We start from the raw sequence: 11,075 nt of genomic DNA, 5'->3' as shown, positions 1-11,075 counted from the left end.
CCCTCACACCCCGCTCTTCCGACCTCCCCCGGGCCCGCGCGGGGGGGGCGGCTTCGTGGGCGGGGCCCCCCCAGTCGGGGGCGGCCGCCCGGGGGGGGCCCTCGCCGCGCACGAGGTCGGTCCCGGCGGACGTGGGAGCCGCACCGCCCGGCGAGGAGCAGCCCGCCGCGAGAGCGGTCGCCAGGGCGACGGCGGTGAGGACAGGGAAGACGCTGAAGACTCTGGGGATGATTCTGCGGCCGGACATCCAGCCCCCTCGGACGACGGTGGCTCACGGACACGGGAGCATATGCGCTGATGGCATACGGGACGGCACAGCGGAGCGGCTGAGCACAGGGAAACGTGACTCATCGTGACATGACGGCCTTCGAGAGCGGCGACGCGACACCGCCGGTGACCGTCGAACACCCCGGTCGGGCGCCGAAGCGGGCAGCCGGGCGCCCCCGCTCGGGCCCCCACGCGACCCCGAGCGACGTGGCGGCCGGGCGCCCCCGCTCAGTCCGAGGCCGCCAGCGCGATCCCCAGGGGCGTCCGCTCGTACAGCACCTGGTGTCCGTACCGCCGCGACGTCAGCAGCCCCGCCCCGCGCAGCACCGACAGATGCGTCGACACGGAGGAGGGCGCGAGGTGGAGGCGGTGGGCCAGGGTGCTCGTCCCGGCCGGTTCGTCCAGCGCGCACAGCACATCCGCCCGGACCCGGCCCAGCAGCCGGGCCAGCGTCTCCGGTGTGCGCTCCCCGGCCTCGCTCCACAGCCCGCCGATCCCGCGCGCCGGGTAGATCAGGCCGGGCTGCCACGGCTCCAGGTGGCCTCCCACCACCTCGGGCCAGACGAAGACGCTCGGCATCAGCACCAGGCCCTGGCCGCCGAGCACCTGCTCGTGGTCGCCCCGCGTCGCCTTCACGGTGAGCGTCGAGCCCGTCCAGCTCAGCTGCGTGCTCACCTCGCCCAGCAGCTGTTCGAGTCCGCTGTCCGCGAGCCGGCGCGAGTGGTAGGCGATGTCCGCCTCCAGCAGGGCCCGCAGCCGGGGCCAGTACGGCTCGATCAGCGTCTGCCAGGCCCGCTCCAGCAGGTCGGCGAGGTCGCGTACGGCCCGCGCCGGATCGGCCAGCAGCCGGCGGCCCGCCGCGGATTCCCGGGCGCCGGGCCGCTCCGACAGCGCCAGCGCCATGTCCGCCCGCGCCACCTCCGGATCGACCGCCCGGACGCCCGCGATCTCCTCCTCGAACGTGACGAACGGGCCGATCGGCGGCGGGCAGATGAAGTCCGGGTTGTGGCCGCCGTCCGGCATCAGCAGCCACAGCGGTTCGAGGTCGAGCCCGGCGGCCGCCGCACGGATCCGCCGCAGCCAGGGCAGGTGGTAGCCGTGGCGGTGGGGGCGGGCCAGGGTGCGCACGGCCTCCTGGGTCTCGACCAGCGGCGAGAGCGCGAACCGGCAGCGCAGCAGGTCGCTCTCGCCGAAGTGCAGCTGGAACGGCATATACCGGGCCCGTCGACGGAGGAAGATTCGTACCCAGCCGAAAGTCTAGGGCGCGGGCCCCGCGCGGCCCAGGCTCTCCCCATGCCCCAGGGATCTGCCACCGCCCCGCCCGCCGGATACCGGGCCGTCTTCGCCGTCACCGAGTTCCGGGCCGTCTTCGCCGCGCACCTGCTCTCGCTGCTCGGCGTCGTCGTCAGCGAACTCGCCCTCACCGTCCTCGTCTACGACCTCACCGGCTCCCCGCTGCTCAGCGCGCTGACCTTCGCGCTGGGGATGCTCCCGTACGTGATCGGCGGGACCCTGCTCGCCGGGGTCGCCGACCGCTACCCGGCCCGCCGGGTCCTGGTCGTCTGCGACCTGCTCTGCGCGGTCTGCGTCGCCGTGATGGTGGTGCCCGTCACGCCCGTCGCCGGGCTCCTCGCGCTGCGTTGCCTGGTCGCCGCGGTCGCGCCGGTCTTCACCGGGACCCGGATGGCCGCGCTCACCGACATCCTGGGCGACGGCGACCTCTACGTACTGGGCCGCTCCCTCCTGCGGATCGTCTCGCAGAGCGCGATGCTCATCGGCTTCGGCGCGGGCGGCGCGCTGCTCACCGTGGTTTCCCCGCGCGGGGCGATCACCGTCACCGTGGTGACCTTCCTCTGCTCGGCGGCCCTGCTCCGCCTCGGCACCCGCGACCGCCCCGCCCGAGCGGGTGCCGGCTCCGCCACCCTGCTCCGGGAGTCGCTGTCCGGGGCCCGCCTGGTGCTGGGCGACCGCCGTGTCCGGGCGCTGCTGCTCCTGCTCTGGCTGCCCGCGATGTTCGTGGTGGCCCCGGAGGCGCTGGCCGCCCCGTACGTGGACGAGATCGGCGCCGGTCCGGCCGCCCTCGGGCTGCTGCTCTGCGCGATGGCCGTGGGGCACGTGGGGGCCGAGCTCTTCGTGGGGTCCGCGCTCCGGCCCCGTACCCGCTCCCGGATCGTGCTGCCGGTCGCCGCCGTGGGCCTGCTGCCGCTGGTGGTGTACGTGATCCGGCCGGGGCTGCCGCTGGCTCTCGCCGCCCTCGCGCTGGCGGGGATGGGCGCGGCGTACGTCATCGGGCTCGACCAGTGGTTCGTGGACGCCGTACCGCCCCGGCTGCGCGGGCGGGCCATGACGCTGCTCACCGCCGGGCTGATGACGATCCAGGGCGCCGGGATGGCGCTGGCGGGGCTCGCGGCCGAGTTCTTCCCGGTGCACCACGTGGTCGCCGGATCCGGAATCATCGGTACCGTCGTCTCGCTCCTCGTCGTCGCCGAGGTCCGCCGTACGGCCCCCGGACAGATGTCCGATACCGAAAGGCGAGACGGGGCTGACCGGCATATGACCAGTCGGTAAGGTCGGTGCCGTGCCGAAGCCGCTCAGCCTTCCTTTCGATCCCATCGCCCGTGCCGAGGAACTCTGGCATCAGCGCTGGGGGCCCGTGCCCTCCATGGGGGCGATCACCTCGATCATGCGGGCCCAGCAGATCCTGCTCGCCGAGGTCGACGCCGTCGTCAAGCCGTACGGACTGACCTTCGCCCGCTACGAGGCGCTGGTGCTGCTCACCTTCTCCAAGGCGGGTGAGCTGCCGATGTCCAAGATCGGCGAGCGGCTGATGGTGCACCCCACCTCGGTCACCAACACCGTGGACCGGCTGGTCAGGTCCGGCCTGGTGAGCAAGCGCCCCAACCCCAACGACGGCCGCGGCACGCTCGCCTCCATCACCGACAAGGGGCGCGAGGTCGTCGAGTCGGCCACCGAGGACCTGGTCGCGATGGACTTCGGGCTCGGTGCGTACGACGCCGAGGAGTGCGGGGAGATCTTCGCCATGCTCCGGCCGCTGCGGGTGGCGGCGCAGGACTTCGACGAGGGGTGAGCGCGTGCCGGGGGGTGCGCGAAGATCGCCCCGGACGTCCGGCTACGCTCGTTCCCATGAAACAGAACGTGCTCACCCGCTACCGGGTGATGGCTTACGTCACCGCCGTCTGGCTGCTCGTCTTCACGGCGGCGATCATCGCGAAGTACGGGTTCGGGACCGGCGACACCATGCTGATCTCCCAGGTCCACGGCGTGCTGTTCATCGTCTACGTCATCTTCGCCTTCGACCTCGGCTCCAAGGCGAAGTGGCCGTTCGGCAAGCTCCTGTGGGTGCTGGCGGCCGGCTGCATCCCCTTCGCCTCCTTCTTCGTGGAGCCGAAGGTCAGCCGTGAGGCCCAGGCGCTGGTCACCAAGCCCGCCGCGGAGCCCGCGCAGGCCTGACCCGGACCGGCCCACGGTCCAGCCCGCGAACCGCCCCGCGCAAAGCGCCGGGCGGTTTGCCATCGACAATTAGTAGGACGTCCTAGTAAATTCGAACCATGGACGCTGACGCGATCGAGGAAGGCCGCCTCCGCTGGCAGGCCCGTTACGACAAGGCCCGCAAGCGGGACGCGGACTTCACCACGCTCTCCGGGGACCCGGTGGAGCCCGCGTACGGGCCCCGCCCCGGCGACACGTACGAGGGGTTCGAGCGGATCGGCTGGCCGGGGGAGTACCCCTTCACCCGCGGGCTGCACCCCACCGGCTACCGGGGCCGCACCTGGACCATCCGCCAGTTCGCCGGCTTCGGCAACGCCGAGCAGACCAACGAGCGCTACAAGATGATCCTCGCGGCGGGCGGCGGCGGCCTCAGCGTCGCCTTCGACATGCCGACCCTGATGGGCCGCGACTCCGACGAGTCGCGCTCGCTCGGGGAGGTCGGCCACTGCGGGGTCGCCATCGACTCCGCCGCCGACATGGAGACCCTGTTCAAGGACATCCCGCTCGGTGACGTCACCACCTCCATGACGATCAGCGGCCCCGCCGTCCCCGTCTTCTGCATGTACCTGGTCGCCGCCGAGCGCCAGGGCGTCGATCCGGGGGTGCTCAACGGCACGCTCCAGACCGACATCTTCAAGGAGTACATCGCGCAGAAGGAGTGGCTCTTCCAGCCCGAGCCCCATCTGCGCCTCATCGGCGACCTGATGGAGCACTGCGCGCGGGACATCCCCGCCTACAAGCCGCTCTCCGTCTCCGGCTACCACATCCGCGAGGCCGGGGCGACGGCCGCGCAGGAGCTGGCGTACACCCTCGCGGACGGCTTCGGCTACGTGGAGCTCGGCCTCTCCCGGGGCCTGGACGTCGACACCTTCGCCCCCGGGCTCTCCTTCTTCTTCGACGCGCACCTGGACTTCTTCGAGGAGATCGCCAAGTTCCGCGCCGCCCGCCGCATCTGGGCCCGCTGGATGAAGGAGACGTACGGCGCGAAGACCGACAAGGCGCAGTGGCTCCGCTTCCACACCCAGACCGCCGGGGTCTCCCTCACCGCGCAGCAGCCGTACAACAACGTCGTACGCACGGCCGTGGAGGCGCTCTCCGCCGTCCTCGGCGGCACCAACTCGCTCCACACCAACGCCCTGGACGAGACCCTCGCGCTCCCCTCCGAGCAGGCCGCCGAGATCGCCCTGCGCACCCAGCAGGTGCTGATGGAGGAGACCGGCGTCGCCAACGTGGCCGACCCGCTGGGCGGTTCCTGGTACGTGGAGCAGCTCACCGACCGGATCGAGGCCGAGGCCGAGAAGATCTTCGACCAGATCAGGGAGCGCGGCACCCGGGCCCACCCCGACGGGCAGCACCCCATCGGGCCGATGACCTCCGGCATCCTGCGCGGCATCGAGGACGGCTGGTTCACCGGCGAGATCGCCGAGTCCGCCTTCCAGTACCAACGCGCCCTGGAAAAGGGCGACAAGCGGGTCGTCGGCGTCAACGTCCACCACGGCTCGGTCACCGGCGACCTGGAGATCCTGCGCGTCAGCCACGAGGTGGAGCGCGACCAGGTCAGCCAGCTCACCGCGCGCAAGGCCGCGCGGGACGGCGCGAAGGTGAGCGCCGCGCTGGAGGCGATGCTGGCCGCCGCCCGGGACGGCTCGAACATGATCGCGCCGATGCTGGACGCCGTACGGGCCGAGGCCACGCTGGGCGAGATCTGCGAGGCGCTGCGCGAGGAGTGGGGCACGTACACGGAGCCGCCGGGCTTCTGAGCGTCCGCTGGCGGGGGCCGTCCCGCGCGTCAGCGCGCCTGCGCGCCGGCCAGCCCCAGCAGCAGCAGTGTGGTGAAGCCGCTCGCCCACTCCGCGTCCACCGGCTCGGCGCTCACCAGCGTGCGGTGCACCACGGCCCCGGCGATCACGTCGAAGATCAGGTCCGCGTTGCGGGCGGCGGTCGAGGCGTCGTCCTCGTACCGCAGCTCGCCGCGGGCCTGGGCGCGGTCCCGGCCCAGGAGCACCAGCCGCTTCTGCCGGTCCACGATGGCCGAGCGGATCCGGCGGCGCAGCGAGTCGTCCCGGGTGGACTCGGCCACCACCGCCATCAGCGCCGTCCGGGTCTCCGGCCGCTCCAGCAGGGCGGCGAACTGGAGCACCACGCCCTGCACATCGGCGGCCAGGCTGCCCCGGTCGGGGAGCTCCAGCTCGTCGAAGAGCACCGCGACCGCGTCCACCACCAGCTCGTTCTTGCCCGCCCAGCGCCGGTAGAGGGTCGTCTTGGCGACACCGGCCCGGGTCGCCACATCGCCCATGGTCAGCTTCGACCAGCCGAGATCGACCAGGGAGGCGCGCGTCGCCTCCAGGATCGCGGCATCGGCCGCGGTGGAGCGCGGACGTCCCGTTCGGGTGGTTCTGGGGTCGGTGTCGCTCATGATGCGGCGACCATACCGGCCGGTAGGAAGGACCGCTCCGCCTCGGCCTCCGTGAGACAGATCACCGAGGTGGCCTGTTCCGGTGGGCCCATCGGCAGTTACGCTACGGGTCGTAGCGTAAGGAAGGCGGTCAGCCCGCCCCCGTACGCGACGAGCGACAGCCATGAGGCGCCGGGTGGGGACCCGGAGCCGCACGGACCGGCCGGATGGGGATCCGGAAGGTCCACCGGGTTTTTCAGGGGCCCGTTCCTGTTCCACCGGGGCCCTTCCGGAGCCCCGCCGGGGTTCCTCGGGGCCCCCGGGGCCGCCTTCGTCCGCCCGCCCGGCACACCGGCCGGCGCAGTGGACCGGGCCGGTTCCCGTATCGCTTTCCGGAACGGCGTACTCAGGGGGGAGGATGTACGTATGCAGCCTAGGAACATGTCCATGAGCGGCGTCGTCGACCTCGCCGCTGTCAAGGCGGCCGGCGAGGCCAAGGCCAAGGCGGAGCAGGCCCGTGCGCAGGCCGCCCGCACAGGGGGCACCGGCGCCGTGACGCCCGCCGCCCTGGTGATCGACGTCGATGAAGCAGGCTTCGAGCGCGATGTCCTCCAGCGCTCCGCCGAAGTACCCGTCGTCATCGACTTCTGGGCCGAGTGGTGCGAGCCGTGCAAGCAGCTCGGCCCCCTGCTGGAGCGGCTGGCCGTCGAGTACAACGGCCGCTTCCTGCTGGCCAAGGTCGATGTCGACGCCAACCAGATGCTGATGCAGCAGTTCGGGATCCAGGGCATCCCGGCGGTCTTCGCCGTCGTCGCCGGGCAGGCCCTCCCGCTCTTCCAGGGCGCGGCCCCCGAGGCCCAGATCCGCGAGACCCTGGACCAGCTGATCCAGGTCGGCGAGGAGCGGTTCGGCCTCACCGGGATCGCGGTGGACCCGGACGCCTCGCCGGACGCCGCCCCGGCCGAGGTGCCGGCCGGCCCGTATGACGCCCTGCTGGAGGCCGCCGCCTCCGCTCTCGACGCCAACGACTTCGGCGGCGCCGTGCAGGCGTACAAGAACGTGCTCACCGACGACCCGGGCAACCCGGAGGCCAAGCTCGGCCTGGCCCAGGCGGAGTTGCTCGCACGCGTCCAGACGATGGACCCGCAGGCGGTCCGCAAGGACGCGGCGGACAACCCGGGCGATGTGGGCGCTCAGGTCGCCGCCGCCGACCTGGATCTGGTGGGCGGTCATGTCGAGGACGCCTTCGGCCGGCTCGTCGAGGCGGTCCGCCGCAACACCGGCGACGACCGGAACACCGCCCGGCTGCGGCTGCTGGAGCTCTTCGAGGTGATCGGCCCGGACGACCCCCGGGTCACCGCCGCCCGCACCGCGCTGGCCCGCGTGCTGTTCTGACCGCGGGCTGTCAGGGAGCCGATGGCGAGCCGATCGCGACCTGATCACGTGTCGATTGTTCCGATGTGACAAGGCGGCCGTCCTCCCCCTCGGGGAGGGCGGCCGTTTTGCCGTCCGGACGCAAAGAGGACCCCTCGCTTTACCAAATCTTGACAAAGCGACGTGCTGTTACTGCGAGTAAGTCGGGGTGGTCGTTCTGTCCTGTTTCTCTTGAGTTTCCTGCTATTTTGATGTCCCTTTCGTGCCACCCTGTGTGGCCACTTGATGTCGCCCGGTCGTGGCTCGGTTATCGGGTCGTTACTGGCAAGTAACGAACCCCCTTGTGCGGCGGCCCGGAATGCACCACGATCGGCCACGCTCGGTCCCATACCTCCCGCCCGGTCTCCAGCCGGTGCGAGAGGGCCTGTTGGGTCCCCACCGAGTGGGCCGGCGGCAGTGGTGCCGGCCGTGGACAGGGGGGTCCCCGCCGATGGACGGGGCCTGTCCGACCGGCTGTACAGACCGTGCAGCCAGTGGTTTGTCGCTCGGGGGTGAACGTCGGTGCGGCGGATGCGGTACACGCCTCCGCCTGCGGGCGCTCTCCTTCCCGAGGACGTAGCACTTCTCCCATCCCAGGACGGGTTCACGCCCGGCCGGAGATGTACGTCCGAGAAGAAGGAGCAAGTTATGAGTTCCCAGGTTCGCGGTGGGACGAGATGGAAGCGTTTCGCTCTGGTGATGGTGCCGAGCGTCGTCGCGACGGCGGCGGTGGGTGTCGGTCTCGCACAGGGCGCCCTGGCCGCGTCCTTCGCCGTGTCCGGCCAGAGCTTCAAGGTCAGCACCGACACGCTGGTGGGTGAGGACTTCGTCCAGTACGGCAGCGTCGCCGTCGGCAAGGACCTCGAGGGCAACAAGGCCGCGCACCCGGTCGCGGTGTCGGGCTTCAGCAAGGCCACGATCACCAACATGTGCCAGTCGGTGGTCACGCCCAAGGTGCCCTTCGGCATCGGCAACGTCAGCCTGCAGCTGAAGGCCGGTACGAACCCCGACAACCCGGTCGTCGCGACCAACCTCTACCTGGACGTCGCGCAGCTCGACACCGACGCGTACTTCGAGAACATCGACATCGGTGTCGCGGCCGGTTCCGTCGGTGCGCCCGGCATCCAGCCCGGTACCGAGGAGGGGGTCAACCCCAACGGCTTCGCGCAGCGGGCCAAGAAGGCCACCCTGACCGACGTGAAGCAGACGGCGTGGGCGACCACCGCCGGCACCTTCAAGCTCAGCAACCTGAGCCTGAAGCTGCACAAGGGCGTCAAGGAGTGCTTCTAAGCACTCGCCCGGGTGGCCGGGGCGCCCCGGCGGGGCTTTCCGGCCGCCCACCCTTTCTCCTCTCACAGCAGTACCGGTTCCAGGGAGCTGTTTTCCATGAGCCCCGAGTCCACAGGGCAGAACGAGCACAACCTCACCGTCTACCGGCGGGGATTCCGTACCTGGCGGGGTAACCGGCCGTTCTGGGCGGGTCTGTTCACCATCCTGGGCGGTGTGCCCATCGCCTACTTCCCGTACGCCGATCTCCACCTCGGCAATATGACACTGGCGATGTCCACCACCGCCGGCGCCGGATCCCTCATCATCGGGGTCCTGCTGATCACGCTGGGCCTGACGATGTGGTTCCACAGCATCGTCCGGGTCTTCGCCGGTGTCGCGGCCATTCTTCTCGCGCTCATCTCCATACCTGTCGCCAACATCGGCGGCTTCGTGATCGGATTCCTCCTCGCGCTCATCGGCGGAGCCCTGTCCATTTCCTGGGCGCCGGGCGAGCCGGAGGCGGACGACGAGGCCCCGCAGGACGCCGCCCTGTCGCCGGACGAGCAGCGCCCGGAGAGCGGGTCCGCCGAGGGGGCCCTGCACGGTGCGGCCGTTCCGCAGCAGCCGGCGGGCGACCACGACACGGCCTTCGGCCACGACGGGGGGACACATCGTGCGGGGTGACGAGCGGCAGCCGGACGCGTACCCCGGTGACGGCCTCCGCGAGCGCAAGGGCCCCCGCCACGCGGCCCCCAAGAAGTCGCTGCTGACCAAGTTGCACATGCCGAGCGGCAAGAAGGCGTTCGCGCTCGCCGCGATGCCGACCGCCGTCTTCGTCGGCATGGGCCTCACGCCCAAGCTCGCCATGGCCGACGGCAACTCCGACATCCCCTTCGCACCGGGACCGTGCGTCACGCGGTCCGACGAGCCCGGCGAGTCCGCGTCCGAGTCCGAGTCCCCGAAGGCCACCCCGGCCCCGTCGGCGACGCCCACGGACGGGCCGGACAAGGGCGGGCAGCCGGGCCAGGACGAGGGCGCCACCCCGAAGCCGACGGAGAGCGGTACGGCCACCGGGGACCCGGCGGCCACCGGGGACCCGGCGGCGACCGGCGACCCGGCGGCCGGTGAGAAACCCGACGCGGCGCAGAAGCCCGACACGGCCCAGAAGGCCGCGGAGGAGCCGAGCCCCACCCCGACGCCCACCAGGTCGAAGAACCCGCTCGACCCGCTGGGCCTGGGCGACGCCCTCAAGGACCTCTTCAACCCGGACAAGGGCAAGGAGAAGGCCGAGGAGACGGCGAGCCCGTCCCCGAGCCCCACGGCCGACTCCCCGAAGCCGGCCGACAAGCCGAAGGCTCCGGAGGGGGACGCGGCGAAGGACCCGGGGAAGGGCCCGGAGAAGGACGCCTCCGACAAGGCGAAGGAAGAGGCCGGGAAGACGGCCGACGCCATCCGCGAGGCGGCCGGGAAGGCGGGCAAGGAGGTCACGGAGCTCGACGAGGACGTCAAGGGACTCGACCCCAAGAAGGACGAGGACATCCCCGACGGCGCCAAGCCGCGCTTCCCCTGCCCCGAACACGACCCGGAGGCGCTCGCCGCGGCGTCCCTGGAGCCCGGCATCCCGCTGCTCCCGACCGACCCGTGGATCCTGGAGTCCTCGCTGCTCACCCTCAACGGCCTGGACTACAAGGGCATCGTCGAGGTGAGGAAGGCGGACGGCAGCATCAAGAAGGTGCTGAAGTTCACCGCGAGCTCCATCGACATCAAGGACCTCCACCAGCTCACCACCGGCCCGGTGGGTACGACGGGCCATGTGACGTCGCGGCCCGGTTCCACGTCGACGATCCGCAACGGCACGGTGACGATGTACACGGAGGAGCTGAAGGGCAACCTCTTCGGCCTCATCCCGATCACCTTCAACCCGCAGACCCCGCCGCCCCTGAACGTCCCCTTCGCCTTCTTCACCAAGGTCAAGGTCGTCCAGGCCGGCCAGTTCGGCGGCTCGCTCAAGATCCCGGGCCTGCAGAACTACTTCACCGGCGGCCGCGGCTAGACCGCGTCCACGGCGCCTGGTCCCGTTCCGGGAGCCGCACAGAGCCGTGGGCCGTTTCCCAGGGTGCTACAGGGTGCTCGTCCGCCCTGCCCGGGAACGACGCCGAGGGGCGGGGCGCCGGAGAGATACCGGGCACCCCCCCCCCGCGGTCGCCGCGGGGGGGGGGCT

The 11,075-nt window shown here is 71.6% G+C and carries 10 protein-coding genes and 1 pseudogene; 8 read left to right on the top strand and 3 right to left on the bottom strand.

The window, feature by feature from the left end; genetic code table 11:
• Together AB0917_RS31265 and AB0917_RS31260 are read right to left on the bottom strand one after the other, a co-directional pair.
• Nucleotides 1–247, bottom strand: a pseudogene (locus tag AB0917_RS31265) (endoglucanase); the annotation flags it as partial.
• A 248-nt stretch (nucleotides 248–495) separates the two neighbouring features.
• The gene (locus tag AB0917_RS31260) at nucleotides 496–1,479 is read right to left on the bottom strand and encodes a DUF5937 family protein (protein WP_366823063.1); all 984 of its coding nucleotides are present in this window, start codon (nucleotides 1,477–1,479) and stop codon (nucleotides 496–498) included.
• Between the two features lie 81 nt (nucleotides 1,480–1,560).
• On the opposite strand from AB0917_RS31260, the gene AB0917_RS31255 reads away from it, so the two are divergent.
• The 4 genes from AB0917_RS31255 to AB0917_RS31240 all read left to right on the top strand — a co-directional run bounded on the left by AB0917_RS31255 (nucleotide 1,561) and on the right by AB0917_RS31240 (nucleotide 5,537).
• Nucleotides 1,561–2,835: an MFS transporter gene (locus AB0917_RS31255; RefSeq protein WP_366823062.1), complete on the top strand. Its 1,275-nt coding sequence runs from the start codon at nucleotides 1,561–1,563 to the stop codon at nucleotides 2,833–2,835.
• 10 nt (nucleotides 2,836–2,845) lie between these two features.
• Nucleotides 2,846–3,355: a MarR family transcriptional regulator gene (locus AB0917_RS31250; RefSeq protein ID WP_366823061.1), complete on the top strand. Its 510-nt coding sequence runs from the start codon at nucleotides 2,846–2,848 to the stop codon at nucleotides 3,353–3,355.
• Nucleotides 3,356–3,411: 56 nt separating this feature from the next.
• A complete protein-coding gene (locus tag AB0917_RS31245) occupies nucleotides 3,412–3,738 on the top strand; it encodes a DUF3817 domain-containing protein (RefSeq protein ID WP_366823060.1) in 327 nt (108 codons plus the stop codon).
• Nucleotides 3,739–3,836: 98 nt separating this feature from the next.
• Complete coding sequence (locus AB0917_RS31240; protein WP_366823059.1) at nucleotides 3,837–5,537, top strand: methylmalonyl-CoA mutase family protein; 1,701 nt, start codon at nucleotides 3,837–3,839, stop codon at nucleotides 5,535–5,537.
• 29 nt (nucleotides 5,538–5,566) lie between these two features.
• On the opposite strand, the gene AB0917_RS31235 is transcribed toward AB0917_RS31240, so the two are convergent.
• Complete coding sequence (locus AB0917_RS31235; RefSeq protein ID WP_366823058.1) at nucleotides 5,567–6,193, bottom strand: TetR/AcrR family transcriptional regulator; 627 nt, start codon at nucleotides 6,191–6,193, stop codon at nucleotides 5,567–5,569.
• A gap of 405 nt (nucleotides 6,194–6,598) precedes the next feature.
• Between AB0917_RS31235 and AB0917_RS31230 the strand changes: the two genes are divergently transcribed.
• The 4 genes from AB0917_RS31230 to AB0917_RS31215 all read left to right on the top strand — a co-directional run bounded on the left by AB0917_RS31230 (nucleotide 6,599) and on the right by AB0917_RS31215 (nucleotide 10,907).
• On the top strand, nucleotides 6,599–7,567 hold the full coding sequence (locus AB0917_RS31230; protein WP_366823057.1) for a tetratricopeptide repeat protein: 969 nt from the start codon (nucleotides 6,599–6,601) through the stop codon (nucleotides 7,565–7,567).
• Nucleotides 7,568–8,233: 666 nt separating this feature from the next.
• Nucleotides 8,234–8,875, top strand: coding sequence for a DUF6230 family protein (locus AB0917_RS31225; protein WP_366823056.1), 642 nt, complete (start codon nucleotides 8,234–8,236; stop codon nucleotides 8,873–8,875).
• Between the two features lie 96 nt (nucleotides 8,876–8,971).
• A complete protein-coding gene (locus AB0917_RS31220; protein WP_366823055.1) occupies nucleotides 8,972–9,538 on the top strand; it encodes a DUF6114 domain-containing protein in 567 nt (188 codons plus the stop codon).
• The gene (locus tag AB0917_RS31215) at nucleotides 9,528–10,907 is read left to right on the top strand and encodes a hypothetical protein (protein ID WP_366823053.1); all 1,380 of its coding nucleotides are present in this window, start codon (nucleotides 9,528–9,530) and stop codon (nucleotides 10,905–10,907) included. Before AB0917_RS31220 ends, AB0917_RS31215 begins: the two co-directional genes overlap by 11 nt.
• Nucleotides 10,908–11,075 lie beyond the last annotated feature (168 nt).

Source organism: Streptomyces sp. NPDC007346 (genome assembly GCF_040703535.1).
In the GTDB taxonomy this organism is placed as follows: Bacteria; Actinomycetota; Actinomycetes; order Streptomycetales; family Streptomycetaceae; genus Streptomyces.
The sequence above is the reverse complement of the archived record's forward strand: the minus strand, read 5'-3'. Positions and strand labels throughout refer to the sequence as shown.

What these genes read in the sequence shown, in the direction of transcription:
- AB0917_RS31260 (WP_366823063.1), bottom strand. Translation starts at nt 1,479, where the DNA reads ATGCCGTTCCAGCTGCACTTCGGCGAGAGCGACCTGCTGCGCTGCCGG.
- AB0917_RS31255 (WP_366823062.1), top strand. Translation starts at nt 1,561, where the DNA reads ATGCCCCAGGGATCTGCCACCGCCCCGCCCGCCGGATACCGGGCCGTC.
- AB0917_RS31245 (WP_366823060.1), top strand. Translation starts at nt 3,412, where the DNA reads ATGAAACAGAACGTGCTCACCCGCTACCGGGTGATGGCTTACGTCACC.
- AB0917_RS31240 (WP_366823059.1), top strand. Translation starts at nt 3,837, where the DNA reads ATGGACGCTGACGCGATCGAGGAAGGCCGCCTCCGCTGGCAGGCCCGT.
- AB0917_RS31235 (WP_366823058.1), bottom strand. Translation starts at nt 6,193, where the DNA reads ATGAGCGACACCGACCCCAGAACCACCCGAACGGGACGTCCGCGCTCC.
- AB0917_RS31230 (WP_366823057.1), top strand. Translation starts at nt 6,599, where the DNA reads ATGCAGCCTAGGAACATGTCCATGAGCGGCGTCGTCGACCTCGCCGCT.
- AB0917_RS31225 (WP_366823056.1), top strand. Translation starts at nt 8,234, where the DNA reads ATGAGTTCCCAGGTTCGCGGTGGGACGAGATGGAAGCGTTTCGCTCTG.
- AB0917_RS31220 (WP_366823055.1), top strand. Translation starts at nt 8,972, where the DNA reads ATGAGCCCCGAGTCCACAGGGCAGAACGAGCACAACCTCACCGTCTAC.